The 20,305-nt window shown below is 64.8% G+C and carries 15 protein-coding genes; 5 read left to right on the top strand and 10 right to left on the bottom strand.

Going from position 1 to position 20,305, the window contains the following annotated elements; translation table 11 throughout:
• Window positions 1-87: 87 nt before the first annotated feature.
• Together HDG39_RS28245 and HDG39_RS28250 are read right to left on the bottom strand one after the other, a co-directional pair.
• Window positions 88-1,782 (bottom strand): tannase/feruloyl esterase family alpha/beta hydrolase, encoded by a 1,695-nt coding sequence (locus HDG39_RS28245; RefSeq protein WP_184010638.1) that lies wholly within the window; start codon window positions 1,780-1,782, stop codon window positions 88-90.
• Window positions 1,779-2,894, bottom strand: coding sequence for an OpgC domain-containing protein (locus HDG39_RS28250; RefSeq protein ID WP_184010640.1), 1,116 nt, complete (start codon window positions 2,892-2,894; stop codon window positions 1,779-1,781). The genes HDG39_RS28245 and HDG39_RS28250 overlap by 4 nt, the downstream gene beginning before the upstream one ends.
• A 385-nt stretch (window positions 2,895-3,279) precedes the next feature.
• Here HDG39_RS28250 and HDG39_RS28255 point away from each other — a divergent pair, with 385 nt between their 5' ends.
• Window positions 3,280-4,404 (top strand): acyltransferase family protein, encoded by a 1,125-nt coding sequence (locus HDG39_RS28255; RefSeq protein ID WP_184010642.1) that lies wholly within the window; start codon window positions 3,280-3,282, stop codon window positions 4,402-4,404.
• Window positions 4,405-4,559: 155 nt separating this feature from the next.
• Here HDG39_RS28255 and HDG39_RS28260 read toward each other — a convergent pair whose 3' ends face one another.
• Window positions 4,560-6,458 carry an ATP-dependent metallopeptidase FtsH/Yme1/Tma family protein gene (locus HDG39_RS28260; RefSeq protein ID WP_184010644.1) on the bottom strand — a complete coding sequence of 633 codons (1,899 nt, stop codon included), beginning with the start codon at window positions 6,456-6,458 and terminating at the stop codon, window positions 4,560-4,562.
• 565 nt (window positions 6,459-7,023) lie between these two features.
• Between HDG39_RS28260 and HDG39_RS28265 the strand changes: the two genes are divergently transcribed.
• Both HDG39_RS28265 and HDG39_RS28270 read left to right on the top strand, forming a co-directional pair.
• Window positions 7,024-7,872, top strand: a complete 849-nt coding sequence (locus tag HDG39_RS28265) for a shikimate dehydrogenase family protein (protein WP_184010646.1) — start codon at window positions 7,024-7,026, stop codon at window positions 7,870-7,872.
• Window positions 7,873-8,000: 128 nt separating this feature from the next.
• Window positions 8,001-8,624 (top strand): ABC transporter ATP-binding protein, encoded by a 624-nt coding sequence (locus HDG39_RS28270; RefSeq protein WP_184010648.1) that lies wholly within the window; start codon window positions 8,001-8,003, stop codon window positions 8,622-8,624.
• A 48-nt stretch (window positions 8,625-8,672) separates the two neighbouring features.
• Here the strand turns inward: HDG39_RS28270 and HDG39_RS28275 are convergent, their stop codons facing one another.
• Complete coding sequence (locus tag HDG39_RS28275; RefSeq protein WP_184010650.1) at window positions 8,673-9,680, bottom strand: zinc-dependent alcohol dehydrogenase family protein; 1,008 nt, start codon at window positions 9,678-9,680, stop codon at window positions 8,673-8,675.
• Window positions 9,681-9,809: 129 nt separating this feature from the next.
• Window positions 9,810-10,124, bottom strand: a complete 315-nt coding sequence (hmuQ, locus tag HDG39_RS28280; RefSeq protein ID WP_018424703.1) for a heme-degrading protein HmuQ — start codon at window positions 10,122-10,124, stop codon at window positions 9,810-9,812.
• A 189-nt stretch (window positions 10,125-10,313) separates the two neighbouring features.
• Between hmuQ and copM the strand changes: the two genes are divergently transcribed.
• Window positions 10,314-10,709, top strand: a complete 396-nt coding sequence (copM, locus tag HDG39_RS28285; protein ID WP_184010652.1) for a CopM family metallochaperone — start codon at window positions 10,314-10,316, stop codon at window positions 10,707-10,709.
• Between the two features lie 13 nt (window positions 10,710-10,722).
• On the opposite strand, the gene HDG39_RS28290 is transcribed toward copM, so the two are convergent.
• The 5 genes from HDG39_RS28290 to prpC all read right to left on the bottom strand — a co-directional run bounded on the left by HDG39_RS28290 (window position 10,723) and on the right by prpC (window position 17,890).
• Window positions 10,723-11,964 carry an MFS transporter gene (locus HDG39_RS28290; protein ID WP_184010654.1) on the bottom strand — a complete coding sequence of 414 codons (1,242 nt, stop codon included), beginning with the start codon at window positions 11,962-11,964 and terminating at the stop codon, window positions 10,723-10,725.
• Window positions 11,965-12,099: 135 nt separating this feature from the next.
• Window positions 12,100-12,714, bottom strand: coding sequence for a class I SAM-dependent methyltransferase (locus tag HDG39_RS28295; protein WP_184010656.1), 615 nt, complete (start codon window positions 12,712-12,714; stop codon window positions 12,100-12,102).
• A 10-nt stretch (window positions 12,715-12,724) separates the two neighbouring features.
• Window positions 12,725-13,912: a 2-methylaconitate cis-trans isomerase PrpF gene (gene prpF / locus HDG39_RS28300; RefSeq protein WP_184010658.1), complete on the bottom strand. Its 1,188-nt coding sequence runs from the start codon at window positions 13,910-13,912 to the stop codon at window positions 12,725-12,727.
• A gap of 98 nt (window positions 13,913-14,010) precedes the next feature.
• Window positions 14,011-16,608: a Fe/S-dependent 2-methylisocitrate dehydratase AcnD gene (gene acnD / locus HDG39_RS28305; RefSeq protein WP_184010660.1), complete on the bottom strand. Its 2,598-nt coding sequence runs from the start codon at window positions 16,606-16,608 to the stop codon at window positions 14,011-14,013.
• A 112-nt stretch (window positions 16,609-16,720) separates the two neighbouring features.
• Window positions 16,721-17,890 carry a bifunctional 2-methylcitrate synthase/citrate synthase gene (gene prpC, locus HDG39_RS28310; protein ID WP_090809234.1) on the bottom strand — a complete coding sequence of 390 codons (1,170 nt, stop codon included), beginning with the start codon at window positions 17,888-17,890 and terminating at the stop codon, window positions 16,721-16,723.
• A gap of 236 nt (window positions 17,891-18,126) precedes the next feature.
• Between prpC and prpR the strand changes: the two genes are divergently transcribed.
• The gene (prpR, locus tag HDG39_RS28315) at window positions 18,127-20,085 is read left to right on the top strand and encodes a propionate catabolism operon regulatory protein PrpR (RefSeq protein ID WP_184010662.1); all 1,959 of its coding nucleotides are present in this window, start codon (window positions 18,127-18,129) and stop codon (window positions 20,083-20,085) included.
• Window positions 20,086-20,305: the final 220 nt, after the last annotated feature.

Consider the following 20,305-nt stretch of genomic DNA (forward strand, 5'->3'; position numbering starts at 1 on the left):
TTCGTCGGGCGACGCGGTATCGAGTTGCCGCGTCGCCGTTTTCTTGCGCGGCTCGCCGGTCAAACAGGCGCTGCGACGACTCAGACCTCAGGGCTGCGCACAGACAAAACTACTCGCCAGATTTTCATTGCCTCTGCCGACATAGCGCGGAAACCCGGGATAGCGGCACAGCGGCCGCGAGCGTCCATTCGTCGCCGCGGCGAGATCTGTGGCCATCAGCGTTTCGGGTGCGACGCCGCGCGTGACCCACGCGTCGAGCGCGCCGAGCAGATCGACCGATGGAATGAACACGCCGTTGCCATGCTGAAACCCCGGCACCATGTACAGCCGCATGAAGCGATCGACCTCGTCCTTGCCGAAACGCGCGACTAGCGCGTCGTGATATGCGATCGTCTGGTTCGGGCTGATCACTTCGTCGGCGAGACCCTGCAGCGTGATCAGCTTGCCGCCGTGCGCGATGTAACGCGACAGGTCGGGGTTCATCGAGCCGATCGTGCCCGACAGCGCGATCAGTTGCGCGCGATATTTGCCGGGGCGTTGCGGATCGAACGTCAACGAATCGAAGCCCGCATCGCGCGCGACGAAGTAGCGCAGATAGCCGTCGCCTTGCGCGAACAGATAGCCGTTCGCATAGAAGGTCGGCACCGGTTGACGCCGCGGCTGATGCGCGAGCCCGAGCGAGCCGGTCAGTTGCGTGCCCTGGAACACGTTGTAGCCGCGATAGCCGCTCACGTCCCACGCGAGCCGATACGGCAGCGACAGCCCGTCGCGCATCGCCAGCAAGGTGGCCAGTTGCGCGTCGGTCAGACACGCATCGTCAGACGAAGGGCGCAGCGCGCAACGCAGCGAATCGACAATTTGCGCTTCGTGCGCGCGACATGCTTCGACGTCGCTGACGATGCCGTCCGCCATGCCGTCGAGCCGGTCGCATACCTCGAGCGTGCGTTGATAGACGCGGTCGAGCAGCGCCGGCGGCACGAAGCCGCCCGGCGTCCCGTACTCGGCCTGGCCGAGCTTCACGCCGATCAGCCGCACGCCGGAAAAATTCAGCGCGGGCGCATTGGCGATCACGCCGTCGTAGTCGTCGGGGAAGCGCTGCATCACCGTGTAGCCTTCGCGGCCCCCCGTCGAGCCGCCGGCAAAATACATGCGCTGCGGCGGCCTGCCGTACGCGTGCGCGATCAACGCGAGCGCGACGTCATGGGTTTTCTTCAGATGCGCGTAGCCGAAGTTCGTCACCGCTTCATCGACGAGACCAAACGCCGCGAGCGACGAATCGCCGACATGCCCCGAGTCGTCACCGAAGGTCGCGTAGCCTTGCGCGAGCGGCGCGCGATCCGGCGAGAACGGCATCACGCCGGTGCCGCTGACAACCACGCCGTTGTACCCGCCGCCGCCGATCTGCAACGCACGGCCATTCCAGCGACGCGGCAGATTCAGATCGAAGCGGATGTCGGGCGTCGTCCGATTCAGTGCCTTGATGCGGCCCGTGATGCGGCAATACTCGCCGCCCTGCTGATTGCCCGGCGCGGTCGCGCCGATCATCGCCGCGCTTTCGATCAGCGCGCCGGCCGTCGGCATCTCGATCAATTCGGGCGACAGCACCGCGCCCGCGAACTCCGCGCAGTGCATCGCGAACGGTGTCTCTTTGGCCTGCGCGGCCGTGCGATGCATCGCGAGCCACGCGAGCACGACGACGCTCATCACGGTTGCAAGTCCAACGAGCTTGCGCGTCGTGGGCATCGTGGTCGTGATGCGCCCGCGGCGCTCGCCTCGTGTCATCCGCAACCCGCGCCATTCGCCTGTGCGCCCGACTGCTGCCCTTTCCAGCCGCTCCAGCCGCGCGCGATCATCAGCAGCGCGCCGATCGCCGCGAGGTCGCCGCCGAGCCCGACCAGCACCGCGCGAAAACCGTGAAACGTGTGCGGTGTCGCCGTGTCGATGATCAACGACACCAGCGTGCCGGTGACGAAGCACACGAGTCCGGTGCGCCCCACCGTCACGACGGCGGGCAGCCGCCTCGCTAGCCACGCGATGCTGCCCATCCGCACGAACTGGGCGGCGAGCCACGCGATGACGATGAAATTGATCACACGTTCCACTGAAAGATTCTGCTTGTGCGTGCCGGGCAATGGCTGCGTCAGCACGAAAAGTTTGACCATCGCGAAGCCAAGCACCGCGACCACCGCGACGCGCGTGAGCCACTGCGCGGCATAGCTCGCATGAAAACGTTCGCTGATCGGCTGCACGCGGCACAGCATACCGAGCACGAACATCAGTTGCCACGCAAACGGATTAAAAGCCCAGTCGGCGACATCGTCAATGCTGAATAACGCGGCAAGCGGCCGCGCGACGGCCCACACCGCGACGCTCACCGCGAGCGCGAGCGATGCGGAGCGGCGCGCGAGCGGCACCATCACGGGCACGCATAGCGCGAACAGCACGTACATCGGCAGCACGCTGGACAGATACGGTTGCCGGCGCAACAGCGCGATATCGAATGCTTGACGCCATGGCTGCAACGCGAACGGCGGCCAGCCGGTCATTTCTACCATCGGCCGGTTCAGATCGAGCAGCGCGAGAATCGCGCCGGACACGAGCGTCAGCATCGCCGTCAACAGATACGCGCGATAGATTTCCCCGCAGCGTTTGACGAAGCGCAGCTGCGCCGCGTGTTCGCCGCGATGCGCAAGCACCGCCGTATACGCCGCCGCCGATGCATAGCCGCCGAGAAACACGAACACCTCGGCCGAATCGCACAACGCGTACGCGTGCAGCATCAGATGCGATAGCGTGCTGCCGGGAATGTGATCGAGCACGATGACGATCAGCACGACACCGCGAAAGAAATCGACTTCGACCGATCGTCCACGGCCACGGCTTGGGGTTTCCATTCGTCTTCTCGAAGAATGCGCGCTGGCGGCACGCAAGAACGTGAATGGCCACGCATCAGCGTGCCGACCTGTGCGAACAACAAAAAACTCAATCGTTCAATGCATCACCTATGACGCAGGCAAAGGCGCTGACGAGTCGCCTCTAATGTTCGCTTTTCACAACGGCTATCTGAAATGGAGTCGTTGGCGACTGGTAATACTCGGCGCGTCTTTAGCGAACACGCGGAAAGTTTTGCGGCTTTTCATGCACGGAACAGGGACACCCGTCTTCATGGATGGACGCGAGCCTCGAAAATAAATAGTCGAACGCGCGCTGCGATTTTTTTCGCATTTTTTCCCCGTACGATGTTTTCGTGCTTTTCCGCCGCTTTGCGAATAGAGGTTTATGAAAAACAGAATTGCCGGATTCGATGGATTGCGCGCGATCGCCGTGCTGATGGTGTTTCTGCAACATCGACTCTTCGGCGACATCGGCGAAATCGGGCATCTCGGCGTGTGGATCTTCTTTGCGCTGAGCGGCTTTCTGATCATCGGCATCCTGTCGTCGCGGCGCGCGCGCATCGAAGAGGGCGACAGCCGTTTCCGCACCGAACTCGGGCGCTTTCTGTTTCGTCGCACGGTGCGCATCTTTCCGATCTATTACCTGATGCTCGTCGTGATGTGCGTGCTGATGGCATTCGGCCTCGCGAATTCGGAACTGGCGAGCGGCATGCCGTTTCACTTCGCGTATTTGTCCAACTTCTGGATCGGCTCGGTGCTGCGCTACTGGCCGGGCCGCTATTCGCACTTGTGGAGCCTCGCGATCGAGGAGCAGTTCTATCTCGTCATGGCGCCGCTTTTGCTGCTGCTTGCGACGCGGCGACATCGAGCGGCATGTTGGGCGATCGTGGCGCTAGGCCTTGCCTCGCTGTTCGCGATGCGCGCCGCGCATTGGGATGAGATCACGATCTATACGCACCCGTTGAGCAATGTATGGTTGCTCGCGTTGGGCGGCATCGGTGGTCTGGTGGTCGAGGACGATCGCGGCCGCGTGCGTGCCTGGCTCGGTCATGGCCTGACGCTGTTCGCGCTGAGTCTGGTCGTGATCGGTTTGTGCGCGGCCGAGCCGAAGTGGAACGTGCTCGACGATCCCTTGCTGTTTACCGCGATCAGCGCAACGTACGGGATCGGTATCGCGGCGCTGGTGGCTTCGATCGCGTGTTGCCGCAATGCTGCCGTGATGGGTCTGCTACAGACGCGTTGGCTCGCCGGTCTTGGGCGTATCAGTTACGGCTTCTATCTGTATCACAACCTGATCCCCGATCTGACGCGTAACCGTCACGCCGAGGCGTTGTTTGGCGGCAGCGTGCCGATGTGGGCACATATGCTTGGCATCGTCGCGTCGTTTGCGATTTCGCTTGGCATTGCGGTGCTGTCGTGGCGGTGGATCGAGGCGCCGATTCTGCGAGTGAAGACGCGTGGCGAATCGGTATTGAAAGCGGCGGAGAACGTCGCTTCCGACGTAGCCTGAAAGATCGAACCAGGTCCCCGATCTATCCGGCTACCCGCCTCACGCTATCATTCGGCGTCACCACCCGGCCGCCCCTCATCTGACGCACTCCACGGGACCGAACCGGCCGACCGACCCGGGATCGTCGGACTTCGCGTAGCGCATCATCTGGCCCGTCAAGCCGCCGCAGGCTCGTGCACGATCTTCAGCGTGCTCTTGTGCTCGGCGATGAGCCGATAAACGGTGTCCCCGGGTACGGTCTCGTGCTCGAGCAACTGGTCCGAGATGTCGCGCAGTACCGGCTCGTACGCGTGCAGTAGCCCGTAGCAAAGTTCGTTGAGCTCCTTGAGCAGCACATTCGCATGCTCGATTGCGCTCTTCATTTGCAGGCCCGCGTACTGCGACGGCAGCGCCGCGAGACTGAACAGATCGCCGTCGCTGTTGAAGCCGAACTTCGACACCATGTCGAGGCTGATACGCGAGGCCTCCTGCAAGTCCGACGCGGCGCCGCTCGATGCTTCTGAGAACATCAGAATCTCCGCGTTGCGTCCGCCGAGCAGCACCTGGATTTCGTTGCGGATTTCCGTTTCGCGGTACAGGTGCTTGTCCTGCGCCTTCGTGATCAGCGCGACGCCAAGCGCGCCGCCACGCGGCAGGATGGTCACTTCCTCGAGCACGCCGGTGTCAAGCAGCGCGGCGACCAGACCGTGCCCCGCCTCATGCACCGCGATCCGCTTGCGCTCGTCGTCGGTGAGCGCGCGCTCGGCGCCGCTCACGTCGCCGATGCGCGCGATCTTGATCGCTTCCATGAAATGCTTCGCGGCGATTTCGTTATCGCCCGCCTTGCGCGCGATCAGCCCCGCCTGATTCACGACCATCGCGACGGTGGCCGGCGACAGTCCAGTCGTCAAACGCGCGAGCTGGTCGTAGTCGATATCCGCCGCTTTCGACTTCAGCCGCTGCGCGTAGAAACGGAAAATCTTGGCGCGGTCCTCGCGATCCGGCAGACGCACCTGCACCGTGCGATCGAAACGGCCGGGACGGCGCAATGCTTCGTCGAGATTGTCGGGATGGTTGGTCGCGGCCACGACGATCACGCCCTCGTTCGACTCGAAGCCGTCCATCTCCGCGAGCAGCTGATTGATGATCCGGTTGCTTTCGGCTTCGACCGGACCACCGCCGGTGTCGGTTCGTTTCGCGAGACCGTCCGCTTCGTCGATGAAGATGACCGTCGGCGCGTTCTTGCGCGCGAGTTCGAACAGGTGCCGCACCTTCTGGATACCGACACCGTAGTACTTCGCACTGAAATAGCTGCCCGTGATCGAAATGAAGTTCGCGCCGCATTCGCCGGCCAGCGCCTGAGCGAGCCGCGTCTTGCCGACGCCGGGCGCGCCGACCATCAGGATGCCGCACGGCGCGCGCACGCCAAGCGACGAGAACTGCTTCGGATCGGACAGGTAACCGCGAATGTCGGCGAGCGCGGCCTTCGCTTCGTTCGCGCCGATCACGTCGTCGAAACGCAGCGTCGGTGTTTCGCTGAGCAGCTTCGCGCCGCCCTTCATCTCGCGTCGCATGAACCACGCCATGCCGCCGATCAGCGCGAGCGGCAGCAGCACGCTCAGCGCGTCGCGGAACTGTTCGAACAGTTGGGTCCAGCGTGCGCCGTCGCTGTGGATGTCGACGTCGGGCAGCCATACGAGCTGATACGCGGCGGCGTCGGAGCGCTCGCCCAGCAGCAGCGCGTGCGAGAAGGTTGCGTTGTGATCGGTGACGAAGTACTTCGAGCCGTCACGCAGCGACACCAGAATCGCGTTGGGACTCACGCCGATCGCCGCGACGTTGGTGTCGTGAATGTCGCGCAGCATCGTCGACGCATCCTTCTCCGCATGCGTCCACGCGGATGCATCGTGACGCATCTGGCTCGCGATGCCGCTCAGCGCCGGCGCCTGCGGCTCGGCGCGATGCTGGACATACCAGACGCCCCAACCTACCAGCACCGCGATCAGCGCCGCCACCGCCGCCACCGCAATTTTGCGTGCGCGCTTTTTACCAAGCGAATTGTTTCCCGGCTTCATGAGTCATTTCCAAAATGCGGACTTGAACAAGCCCTTACTTAATCAAGCTGTCTGTCAAAATTACCTGTCGAAATCGGAAGGCGGAGTCTGCGGAAAATCGGCTGGGGCGAAGCGCCACGCGGCGAGGCTCAAAGGACAATTCAGAAGGACGACGACCTGTGCGTCCCGGTGAGCCGGGTTACCCGAAGGCAGTATGCCAGCGGTACGCGTCTGTCAAATTCGCGGAAAAGGCCCATTTTGTACCGTCTATCCAGCCATCGACACGCCGGAAGGGGACGCGGCAAGCGCGCGTAGGGCGTCGCTGCCTTGACTCCGCGCACAGTTTATCAGCGTAAAAAGCGGCGCGTGTTTTTAAATGTCTATATCTAACCGCACCCCAATTAAAATCAGTCACAATTACTGACAAAAGCGCCATTTAGACGGACCTAAACGATCCGAAAATAGGCCACGATTAAGTCAGGATTTTGGAATCAGCTGGCAATACCGGCGGATGAACGAAGGTTCTCCGCGGACCCGTTCGCGGCATCGACGGTTCTTTCCTACGCTGCACTCAGGAGGTTCGACTATGCAGCGCGATGAAACCCCTTCGTTCGCGGCGTCGCTCGACGCGGGTCTGAGCGGCGCGACGCGCGTGTATTTCATCGTCGGCGATCCGATTGCGCAGGTGCGCTCGCCAACCGGCGTGACCGCCGCGTTGCGTTCGGCCGGCCGCGATGCGCTGGTGGTGCCCGCGCACGTCGCGCCCGCCGGTCTGCCGGCTTTTTTCGCGGGCATCGTGCCGATGCGCAACGTCGACGGCGTGATCATCACGGTGCCGCACAAATTCGCCGCGGCGAGCTATTGCGCGACGCTCGCCGAAGAAGCCGCGTTCCTTGGCGCGGTCAACACGCTGCGCCGCAACGCCGACGGCGGCTGGCATGGCGGCATGTTCGACGGCACCGGCTTCGTCGCGGCGCTCGTCGCGGCGGGCTGTGAACTACAGGGCAAGCGCGCGCTGCTGATCGGCGCGGGCGGCGCGGGCTCGGCGATCGGCCATGCGCTGATTCAGCGCGGCGTCGGCTCGCTCGACGTGCGCGACAACGACGTCAAACGCACCGGCTCGCTGACCGCACGGCTCAATGCGCTCGGCCGAGGCACGGCGCGCGGTGCGGCGGCCGACCTCGACCCGAGTACGTATGACGTGGTCGTCAACGCGTCGCCGCTCGGCATGCGCGCGGGCGATTCGTTGCCGATCGACGTCGCGCGCTTGCCGGCCACGACTTTTGTCGGCGATGTCGTAACGAAACCGCCACTTACGCCGCTGATCGAAGCGGCGCGCACGCGCGGTTGCCCGACCGTGACGGGCACGCAGATGTTCGAACGCGTGTGTGATCGGATGGTGGAGTTCTTTCTGGAGACGCCGACGTCTGCGTAACGGCGCGAAGAAACCAGGCGCACGCTGCTACACTGGCGCGAAATTGCCGTGCCGGAGATCCCGCACGGCATGCACGAGGCGTGGCGCGAACCTGCGCCGCGTTCACATCGCCCTCTGCGCGCCAACCCATGCTTCGATTCGACAACCTCAGCAAGCGCTATAGCGACCGCGTCCTGTTCGAAGGACTGCACTTCGACGCGACGTCGGGCTGCGTCGCGTTGAACGATGAATCCGGCAGCGGCAAATCGACGTTGCTCGCCATCCTCGCCGGCGCGCTCGAACCCGCCAGCGGCGACGTATGGCTCGGCGGTCATTCGCTGCGCGCCGCGCCGCATGCCGCGCAAGCGCTGCTCACGTATGTGCCGGAAGACAGCATGAGCTGGCCCGATCAGACCGGCCGCGATTATCTGCGGCAAGTTGCGGCGGCGCGGCACACCGCGCTGACCGACGACGTGCTCGCGCTCGCCGGACGCTTCGGCCTCGCGCCGCATCTGGACAAACGTTTCGAGCAGATGTCGTATGGCAGCCGCAAAAAGGTGTTTCTGACGGCGGCCGCGCTCGGCGAAACCCGCGTGCTGATCGCCGACGAACCGGCCGGCGGACTCGACGCGTCGGCGCGCGCGGTGCTCGCCGAGCTGTTCAGAACGCTCGGCACGACGCGCGCGGTGTTTTTCACGAGTTACGACGAAGCGTTCACGCAAGCCTGCGAGGCGACGAGTGTCCGTTTCGCGGACCTCGCGAGGCGCATTTGAGTAGAGCGATCCCGCGGGTCATGCGGGCCGGGCGCGAGCGTTGAATCCTCAGATCGCCACACAAATCTTGCCGAAGTGCGCACCCGATGCCTCGTGCCGGAACGCGTCGGCGAGCTTGTCCAGCGCGAACGTGCTGTCGATCACCGGCTTGATGCCCGTGATCTCGAGCGCGCGCACCATATCGATCTGATCCTGCCGGCTGCCGACGATCAGCCCTTGCAGACGCTGTTGCCGCGCCATCAGATGCGCGGTCGGCACCGGACCCGCGCGGCCGGTCAGCACGCCGATCAGCGCGATGTGCCCGCCGATGCGGCATGCGGTGATCGACTGCGGCAGCGTGCCGGGACCACCCACCTCGACCACGTGATCGACGCCGCGCCCGTTGGTGATGTGACGCACTTCTTTGCCCCACTCGGGATTGTCGCGATAGTTGATCGTATGGTCGGCACCCAGTTCGCGCAGCTTCGCGAGCTTCGCATTCGACGACGACGTCGCGATCACCGACGCCCCCATCGCCTTCGCCATCTGCAAGCCGAAGATCGACACGCCGCCAGTGCCGAGCACGAGCACGCTGCTGCCTGCCTTCAACTGACCATCGACGACCAGCGCGCGCCACGCGGTCAGCCCCGCCGTTGTGAGTGTCGCCGCTTCGGCGTGGCTGTAGCCGGCCGGCGCGCGCGTGAAGTAGTGGCTCGGCAGCACGACGACTTCGCGCGCGTAGCCGTCGACGCCGTCGCCGGGGGTGGTCGCAAAATCGCCGATCGCGGGCGAACCGTTTTCCCAGTGTGGGAAGAAGCAAGACACGACGTGATCGCCGGCCTTGAATTCGCGCACGCCTGCGCCGACCGCTTCGACGACGCCCGCGCCATCGGCCATCGGGATGCGGCCCGCTTCGGCCGGCAGATTGCCGCAGACGACCCCGTAGTCGTGGTAGTTCAACGAACTGGCGCGAATGCGCACGCGAATCTGCCCGGCTTCTGGCTGACCGGGATCGGCGAGGTCGACGACCTGCAGGCTATCGACTGTGGCGGGCGAACCGATTCTGACGGCTTTCATGTTTTCGATCCTTGGTGAGTGGTGCGCTGCCGTGAGCAGCTCGATGTCAACGCGCGATGCGCGTCGGATGTGCATGCGCCATGCCCGCGCGAATGCGAACAGGCATGCAGGCGCCGCGCGAGCACCGCGCTATTTGACGGTCTGGATGACTTCGAAGCCTTCGAATTCCGGGTGGCCGAGATACAGCACGCGGTTTTCGTTACCGGCACTGCGATGCGCGGCACGAAACGCGTCGGACTTCGTCCATGCCTCGAACGATCCATGGTCGCGCCAGATCGTATGGCTCGAATAGAGGACGTGATCGTCCTTGCGCGGTCCCTTCAGCAAATGAAATTCCACGAACCCCGGCACCTCTTTCAGATGGGTGTCGCGGGTGGTCCACAGATGTTCGAAGGCGTCCTCGGAGCCAGGCGCCACCTTGAAGCGGTTCATCGCGATGTACATGCTGTCAGCCTCGTTGAGTGAGTGATGCTGCCCATGATGCTGGATTGGTCATCCGGTCGCGTTTCATTATAGGCGTGCATTGCTTTGCCTTCGCTTGACCTTACCACGGTGGGAAGCTACACGATGTCCGACGTGACCGTTAGAATCGCGCGGATCACGTCGCCATCTCTTCAATAACGGAAAATCAATATGAAAAACGTTCGCGCGTTGCGCGCTCTCTGTGTGTTCGGCGGGTTGGCATTCGCGGCGGCGGCACTGCCCGCTCACGCGCAACATCAGGGCATGCCCGGCATGGAGATGCCGGATTCGGCGCACACCGACGCGGGCGCATCGACGCAAGCCTTCAAGGCCGCCGACGAGCGCATGATGCATGACATGAGCGCCCCCGAATACACCGGCGACGCCGACCGGGACTTCGTCGCGCACATGATTCCGCATCACCAGGGCGCGATCGAGATGGCGCAGGCGGAGTTGAAATACGGCAAGGACCCGGAGATCAAGCGACTCGCGCGCAACATCATCAAGGCGCAGCATGACGAGATCGCGTTCATGCTGCGCTGGCAGGAAAAGCACGGCGGCAAGTAACGCACCGCGAGCATCACCAGCGTGGCTGCTTGCGCAACAGCGGCGTCATCGCGATCAGACCGATGATCGGCCCTGGCAGCAGCAGCCACGCGACGCGCACGTCGAGCCCGTGAAATGCGCTCGTCGACCACAGGATCGAGCAGGCGGACAGGAAAAAGCCGAAGCTGTTCTGCAGCGTCAGCGCGCCGCCGATCTTGTCGGCGGGACAGGCCTTTACGGACAGCGCCGAAAACTGCGGCGAATCGGCAATCACGCTGATGCCCCACACGAGTAGTAACCCGAGCTGCGCGGCGGTGCCGAGCCCGGTTGTCAGCGGATAAATCGCGCACAGCGTGCCCGATGTCGTCAGCGCAAGCGCGGCGGTGCGTGCGCTGCCGACCGACTGGCTGAGCCTGCCGCCGAACAGGCAGCCGAGCGCACCGATCGCGATGATCAGGAACGACCACAACGCGACGGTGCCCGGCGTCGCCGGCGCCCCGCTCGCGAACGCGCGCTGCACGAGCAGCGGTGTCAGCGTCCAGAACGCGTACAACTCCCACATGTGACCGAAATAGCCGAGCGCGGCCGAGCGAAACTCGCTGATGCGTACGACCTGCCCGACGCCCGCCGACAATCCGAAGCGTCGGTTGCCCAAGCGCCGCGCGTGCGGCCCTTCGCCGAGCACGAACACCAGCAGCGCGCCGATCACCGCGAGCCCCGACGAAGTGAGCACCACGGTTTGCCACGGCACGCTCGACAGCAACGCACGAATCGCATGCACCGAGGCCGTGCCGAGCGTCAGCATCGCAACGAGCAACGCGAGCGTCTGCGCGGCGCGGCGCGGGTCCCACGTAACGAGCAGCTTCATGCCGAGCGGATAGATGCCCGCAAGCGCGACGCCAACGCCGAAGCGGAACACGAGCGCCGACGCGAGCCCGCTGCTGCACAGCGCGAACAGCGCATTCAAGGTCGCGCCGAGCACGCCGCAGACGGCGAACACCTTGCTCGCCGACACGCGATCCGCGAGTCCGGTGGTCGCCGACAGCAAGGTCCCGACGATAAAGCCAGCCTGCACCGCATTCGTCAGCCAGCCGATGTCAGACGCGCTCAGTTGCCAGGCGATCTGCAGATCGCGCATCGCGCCGTTCGCGCTGAACCACAACGACGTACCGAGCAGTTGCGCAAGCGCGATCACGAGCACCGCGCGTCTCGCGCGCGCGATGTCGTGCGCCGCGTCGCCGGAATTCGTTGCGTCGGCGTCCAGCCTTTTCTGCATCGTGGCTCCTCTGCGTCGGGACTGAGTCGGCTGCCGGGCGTGGTTATGGGAGCGGCCGTTTCGAGCGGCCATTGTAGACGACACGTTGGTTCGCATCGGCGAATGGGCCGAATGCGGTGCGCTTGAATAGTGGTGTTACCGGAACACGAGTCGCGTCCAGGTCACGCCGCCATCGCGATTGGCCTGTTGAACGGATGACGTGTGCAACTCGCGCACGAGTCGCAGGCCTTGCTCGCTCGCAAGCCGGATCGTCTCATCGGGCGTGACGTCGAACATGCGGCGGCCGGCGGGAACCGGTCCATGCCGCAGCGACATGATCAACACGCCGCCGTCGCGCAACAACGACGCAATGCGCGGCATTGCGCGTTCGCGCTGCCGCGCATCGAGATGCATCCAGACGGCAGTGAGCATGACCACGTCGAAGGTGGCACGCTTCGGCTTCGCTAGCGCCAGAGCGAGATCCGGGAGGCTGTCGTCGAGCCATTCGATGCGCGTCGACGGATGCAGCTCGCGCGCCGCGTTGCGCAATGCGTCGACCGGTTCGACGGCGAGCACCGTATGCCCCATCGCCGCGAGCGCGGCGGCATCCGTGCCGATGCCCGCGCCGATATCGACGATCCGCGACGGCGCCTCCGGTATCCAGTCGAGAATCGGCCGATGCCGGTCGGCGAACGACAGCGTCCGCCATCGTTCGATCAGCGCTTCGGCCTGCTGCGCGTAGCCTTCCGTGCCGCTGACGTTGACCGACATCGGCGCCGCCTCAGCCCTGTTGCGGTACCCTGACCCACCCCTCCATCAACACGCGCGCGCTGCGGCTCATGATCGCCTTCGTGACGACCCACTCGCCGTCCTGCAGACTCGCCTGCGCGCCGACGCGCAACGTGCCCGACGGATGCCCGAAGCGCACCGACTCACGCTCGCCGCCACCCGCCGCCTGATTGACGAGCGTGCCCGCGATCGCCGCCGCGGTGCCGATCGCGACCGCCGCCGTGCCCATCATCGCGTGATGCAGCTTGCCCATCGACATCGCGCGCACCAGCAGATCGACGTCGCTCGCGCGCACCGGCTTGCCGCTCGACGCCACGTAATCGACCGGCTTCGCGACGAACGCGACCTTCGGCGTGTGCTGCCGCGTCGCGATCTCGTCCAGATGTTTGATCAGCCCCATGCGCAGCGCACCGTGGGCGCGAATGGTCTCGAACATCGCGAGCGCCTTCGCGTCGCTATTGATCGCGTCCTGCAACTCGGTGCCCTTGTAGCCGATCGCCTCGGCGTCGACGAAGATCGTCGGGATGCCCGCGTTGATCATCGTCGCCTTCAACGTGCCGACGCCCGGCACTTCCAGGTCGTCGACGAGGTTGCCGGTCGGGAACATCGCGCCGCCCGCGCCCTCTTCGTCGGCGGCCGGGTCCATGAATTCCAGCGGCACTTCGGCGGCCGGAAAGGTCACGCCGTCGAGCTCGAAGTCGCCGGTTTCCTGCACCGCGCCATCGCTCATCGGCACGTGCGCGACGATCGTCTTGCCGATATTGGCCTGCCAGATACGCACGATCGCGACACCGTCACGCGGCACGCGGCCCGCATCGACGAGGCCCGCACTGATCGCGAACGGTCCCACCGCGGCCGACAGGTTGCCGCAATTGCCGCTCCAGTCGACGAACGCCTTGTCGATCGACACCTGCCCGAACAGATAATCGACGTCGTGCTCGGGCCGGCTGCTGCGCGAAACGATCACGGTCTTGCTGGTGCTCGACGTAGCGCCGCCCATGCCGTCGATCTGCTTGCCGTACGGGTCGGGACTGCCTATCACGCGCATCAGCAGCGCGTCGCGCGCGGCGCCCGGTCGCTGCGCGGCCTCGGGCAGATCCTGCAGACGGAAAAACACGCCCTTGCTGGTGCCGCCGCGCATATAGGTGGCCGGAATCTTGATCTGGGGAAGGTGGGCCATGAAGGTGTCCTGAGGTGACATGTTCTTTGATGAAGGGCGACGCGGCCCGTCAAGCCGCATCGCCCTGGTCTGTTGTGACGTTCACTGCAAAACGCGCGTCAAGCCGCCGCTCTGGTCGACTCGAGAAAGTCCTGCGCGAAACGCTGCAGCACGCCGCCGGCTTCGTAGATCGACCCCTCTTCGGCCGTATCGAGCCGGCACGTCACCGGCACTTCGACGCGCTCGCCGTTGCGGCGATGAATCACCAGCGTCAGATCGGCGCGCGGCTTGCGCTCGCCGATCACGTCGAACGTTTCGGTGCCGTCGATGCCGAGCGTCAGGCGATTCACGCCCGGCTTGAATTCGAGCGGCAACACGCCCATGCCGACGAGGTTCGTGCGGTGAATCCGCTCGAAGCCTTCCGCGACGATCGCTTCAGTGCCGGCCAGCCGCACGCCCTTCGCGGCCCAATCGCGCGACGAACCCTGGCCATAGTCGGCGCCCGCGATCACGATCAGCGGCTGCTTGCGCTCCATATACGTTTCGATCGCTTCCCACATGCGCGTGACCTTGCCCTCGGGCTCGATACGCGCGAGCGAACCGGCCTTCACCTGGCCGTTCTCGACCACCATCTCGTTCTTCAGCGTCGGGTTCGCGAAGGTCGCGCGCTGCGCGGTCAAGTGATCGCCGCGGTGCGTCGCGTACGAATTGAAGTCCTCTTCGGGCAGGCCCATTTTCGTCAGGTATTCGCCGGCCGCGCTGTCGGGCAGAATCGCGTTCGACGGCGACAGGTGGTCCGTCGTGATGTTGTCGCCGAGCACGGCCAACGCGCGCATACCCTTCAGCGTTCGCTCGCCGGCGAGCGCGCCTTCCCAGTACGGCGGACGGCGAATATAGGTGCTTTCTTCGCGCCAGTCGTACAGCGGATTGGCCTTCGCGCCGGTGTCGGGGGAGACCGCGAACATCGGTTCATACACTTTGCGGAATTGCTCGGGCTTCACGCTCGCGGCGACGATCGCATCGATCTCCGCATCCGACGGCCACAGATCTTTCAGCGTGACCGCATGACCGTCCGCATCGACGCCGAGTACGTCCTTCTCGATGTCGAAGCGGATCGTGCCCGCGATCGCATAGGCGACGACCAGCGGCGGCGACGCGAGAAAAGCCTGCTTCGCGTACGGATGGATGCGGCCGTCGAAGTTGCGGTTGCCCGACAGCACGGCGGTCGCATACAGATCGCGCTCGATCACCTCCTTCTGGATCACCGGGTCCAACGCACCGGACATGCCGTTGCACGACGTGCACGCATACGCAACCACGCCGAAGCCGAGCTGTTCGAGTTCAGGCAAGAGCCCTGCCTCTTCCAGATATAGCGTGACCGCCTTCGAGCCCGGTGCGAGCGAGCTCTTGACCCACGGCTTGCGCACGAGTCCGCGCCGATTCGCGTTGCGTGCGACGAGGCCCGCCGCAATCATGTTGCGCGGATTGTTCGTGTTGGTGCAGCTCGTGATCGCGGCGATGATCACCGCGCCGTCCGGCATCAGACCGGGCTCGTTCTCGACCTTGCCGCTGACGCCGCGCGCGGCCAGCTCCGACACCGGCAAGCGGCGATGCGGATTCGACGGCCCCGCGAGCGTGCGCACCACGCTCGACAGATCGAACTCGAGCACGCGCTCGTATTCGGCGTGCTTCAGCGTATCGGCCCACAAGCCGGTTTGCTTCGCATACGTTTCCACGAGTTTGACGAGTTCGTCGTCGCGGCCGGTCAGCTTCAGATAGCGGATCGTCTGCTCGTCGATGTAGAACATCGCGGCAGTCGCGCCGAACTCGGGCGCCATGTTCGCGATCGTCGCGCGATCGCCCAGCGTCAAATTCGCCGCGCCCTCGCCGTAAAACTCGAGGTACGCGCCGACCACCTTCTCATTGCGCAAGAACTCGGTCAACGACAGAACCACGTCGGTCGCGGTAATGCCCTCGCCCGGCTTGCCGCTCAGCTCCACGCCGACGATATCAGGCAGCCGCATGTATGACGCGCGGCCGAGCATCACGCTCTCCGCTTCGAGGCCGCCGACGCCGATCGCGATGACGCCGAGCGCATCGACCATCGGCGTATGCGAGTCGGTGCCGACCAGCGTGTCGGGAAACGCGACACCGTCCTTCACCTGCACGACCGGGCTCATGCGTTCGAGGTTGATCTGATGCAGGATGCCGTTGCCCGGCGGAATCACGTCGACGTTGCGGAACGCGCGCTTGGTCCAGTTGATGAAATGGAAGCGGTCTTCGTTGCGGCGATCTTCGATCGCGCGATTCTTCGCGAACGCATCCGGATCGAAACCGCCGCACTCAACGGCCAGCGAGTGATCGACGACCAGTTGCGTCGGCACCACCGGATTCACGAGCGCCGGATCGCCGCCTTGCGCGGCGATCGCATCGCGCAGACCCGCCAGATCGACGAGCGCGGTCTGGCCGAGAATGTCGTGGCACACGACGCGCGCCGGGAACCACGGAAAATCGAGTTCGCGCTTGCGCTCGATGATCTGTTTCAGCGAAGCGGTCAGCGTCACCGGATCGCAGCGGCGCACCAGGTTTTCGGCGAGCACGCGTGACGTGTACGGCAGCTTGTCGTAGGCGCCGGATTTGATTGCGTCGACCGCGGCACGCGTATCGAAGAAGTCGAGCTTGGTGCCCGGAAGGCGTTTGCGGTTGGCAGTATTCATGGCGTAGGGACAGGACGGTTATCGGCCGCCGGACAGGATGCCGGCGGCGTCCGGCGGCGCTTCTCGCGCGCGGCCGGTTGGACAGTGCAGGCAGTTTAGCTCGCTGCTCGCGTCAAACGCGCTTCGCCAGCGGCACGAACGGCAGATCGTCCGGACCGGTGTAATTCGCGCTCGGACGGATGATCTTGTTGTCGACGCGCTGTTCGATGATGTGCGCGCTCCATCCTGCCGTACGCGAGATCACGAACAGCGGCGTGAACATCGCGGTTGGCACGCCCATCATGTGATACGACACCGCGCTGAACCAGTCGAGGTTCGGGAACATCTTCTTCGCGTCCCACATCACCGATTCGAGCCGTTCGGCGATCGAGAACAGTTTCGTGTTGCCCGCTTCCTTCGACAACTTCTTCGCGACTTCCTTGATGATCTTGTTGCGTGGGTCCGAGATCGTGTACACCGGATGGCCAAAGCCGATCACGACTTCCTTGTTCTCGACGCGGCGGCGGATGTCGGCTTCGGCTTCGTCAGGCGTCTGGTAACGCGACTGGATTTCGAACGCGGCTTCATTGGCGCCGCCGTGTTTCGGGCCGCGCAGCGCGCCGATCGCGCCGGTGACCGCCGAGTACATGTCCGAGCCCGTGCCCGCGATCACGCGGCCGGTGAACGTCGACGCGTTGAACTCGTGCTCCGCATACAGGTTCAGCGACACGTGCATCGCATCGACCCACGCCTTCGACGGCTCGACGCCGTGCAGCAGATGCAGGAAATGACCACCGATCGAATCGTCGTCGGTTTCGACCTCGATGCGCTTGCCGTTGTGCGAGTAGTGATACCAGTACAGCAGCATCGAGCCGAGCGAAGCCATCAGCTTGTCGGCGATATCGCGCGCGCCGGGCAGGTTGTGATCGTCTTTCTCCGGCAGCACGGTGCCGAGCACCGACACGCCGGTGCGCATCACGTCCATCGGATGCGCGGCGGCCGGAATCCATTCGAGTGCGGCTTTTACGTTGGCGGGCAGGCCGCGCATCGACTTCAGCTTCGTCTTGTACGCGGTCAGTTCGGCCTGCGTCGGCAGCTTGCCGTGGACCAGCAGATAAGCGATCTCCTCGAATTCGCACGCCTCGGCGATGTCGAGAATGTCATAGCCGCGATAGTGCAGATCGTTGCCGGTCTTGCCGACCGTGCACAGCGCGGTGTTGCCCGCGGTCACGCCCGACAGCGCGACGGATTTTTTTGGTTTGAAAGCGCCTGCGTTCGGCGTGCTGTTGTCTGCTTCGCTCATCGATTGTCTCCAGAAAGGGTTGGAATTTGGCCATTGCTTCGACTGGGCTGCCTTGTACGCAAAGAACGGGCCAGCCCGCTCACCGCCAGCTAAGTGCCTGATTTGGCGGGAGTCCGGCGAAGCGATGACGCAGCCCGTCCGATGCTCGATTTCATTAATGAAACTCCGGATTTCAAATCGGCAATGAATGCTCGCATAATGGAGGTCCCGAACCATCCCGTCGCGAGCCGTCCGCCTTGAGCACGCCTCTTTATGAACCGCCGCAGCGTCCGCGCGTCTGGGCGCTCAGCATTAGCCGCCTGCGCGATCTGTTCTTCGACATCGCCGGCGAATACGTGGAACGCGCGGATGTTCGCATCGTGTCGCACGCCTTCGAAGACGCGGTGCGCGAAATCGAGGCCGCGGGCGCCGCGCGGCCCGACGTCGTGCTCGCGGGCGGCTCGAACGGCGCGTATTTGAAGACGCGCGTGTCGGTGCCGGTCGTGCGGATCAGTCCGACCGGCTACGACGTCATGCATGCGCTCGCCCGCGCGCATCGGGAAGGCGCGCGCGTCGCGCTCGTCACGCACGGCGACACGCCCGACGAAGTGCGGCGGTTCGCCGCCGCGTACGCGCTCGATGTCACGTTCGCGTCGTATCAGTCGGCGCAGGACGCGGAGAGCGTCGTGCTCGATCTCAGCGATCGTGGCATCGACGTCGTGGTCGGCCCAGGCATGGTCACCGACCTCGCCGCGAACGCCGGCATGGGCGCGGTGTTTCTGTACTCGCGCGCGTCGGTGCGGGCCGGTTTCGACACCGCGCTCGAAGTCGCGCAGGCGACGCGCCGCGAAACGGTGCGACGTCAGCGGCTCGACACGCTGCTGCAGCACCTGCGCGACGGCGTGGTCGCGCTCGATGCGCAAGGCCGCGTCGAACTGATGAACCAGCGGCTCGCGAGCGTGCTCGGTATCGATGCCGCAAAGGCCGTCGGGCGCGCGCTGCTCGAACTCGCGCCCGACCTCGCGGGCAGTCTGCCGGACGCGGAGGGCGACAGCTTCTGCACGGTGCGCGGCGCCAGCTATGTCGTGCATCGCGGGCCGCTCGCAAGCAGCGGCGCGGCGCCGGGCACCGTGCTGACGTTTCAGGAATCGCGCGCGGTCGAGCGGCTCGATCGGACGCTGCGCGCGCGTCAACGCGTGCAGCAGTTCACCGCGCGCTACCGGCTCGACGATATCGTCGGCGCGTCGGAATCGATCGAACGGGTGCGCGCGCTCGTCGTGCGTTATGCGAGGTCGGACGCGACCGTGCTGGTTCTCGGCGAAAGCGGCACCGGCAAGGAGATGGTCGCGCAGAGCATGCATCAACTGAGCGCGCGACGCGACTTCGCGTTCGTCGCGATCAATTGCGGCGCGTTTCCGGAGGCGCTGCTCGAAAGCGAGCTGTTCGGCTACGAGGAAGGCGCGTTCACCGGCGCGCGCAAGGGCGGCAAGGCGGGGCTGATCGAGGTCGCGCATCGCGGCACGCTGTTTCTAGACGAGATCGGCGAGATGCCGTTGCCGTTGCAAAGCCGCCTGTTGCGCGTGTTGCAGGAGCGCGAGGTGGTGCGGCTCGGATCGACGGAGCCGATGCGCGTCGATATCCGCATCGTCGCGGCGACGCATCGCGCGCTGACCGACGCCGTCGCAGCCGGCAGTTTCCGTACCGATCTGTACTACCGGCTCAACATCCTCAGCATCGCGCTACCGCCGCTGCGCGAGCGGCCGAACGACCTGCTGCCGCTCGCCGCCGAACTGTTGCGCCAGGCGGCCGCGCGCGAGCCGAGGCTGGCGGCGCGCGTGCCCGACGCGCAGACCGCCGCTCGCATGCTGGAGGGTTTGGGCGCGGCGTTGCGGCGCTATGCGTGGCCGGGCAATGTGCGCGAGTTGCAGAACGTGATCGAGCGGATCGTGGTTGAACTCGCCGATGGCGATGCGGACACCGATGCGAGTGCGGCGCTCGTCACGCGCGACATGCTGCGCGCGATCGCGCCGGAAGTCGTCGAGCCCATCGCGCGCGCGAAGCCGGCGGCGCTGACGCTGCGCGAGCGCAGCCGTCATGTCGAAGCCGATGAAATCCGCGCGGTGCTCGCGGTTCACGACGGTGATCGCGATGCGGCTTGCGCCGCATTGGGCATCAGCAAGACGACGCTGTGGCGCAAGTTGAATGCGGGGCGGTAGAGATCGCTACAATTTCACTGCCCGCACGATCACGCCGTCCCAACCGCCGGCCGCCGTCAGCCCGGCCGCGAAGCCAGTGGTCGCAGTCAGGCAAATTACTAGGGTCTGTTTACATTTGACGAAATCTTTCAATTACCCACATTTCTACAATGAATCCTGGTAACCTGGCGTGCGTCATGACGAGCGCGCGAGCAGAATGGCCGGGAAACGACAAGTAGAA

The organism is Paraburkholderia lebeckiae, from assembly GCF_014201005.1.
In the GTDB taxonomy this organism is placed as follows: Bacteria; Pseudomonadota; Gammaproteobacteria; order Burkholderiales; family Burkholderiaceae; genus Paraburkholderia; species Paraburkholderia tuberum.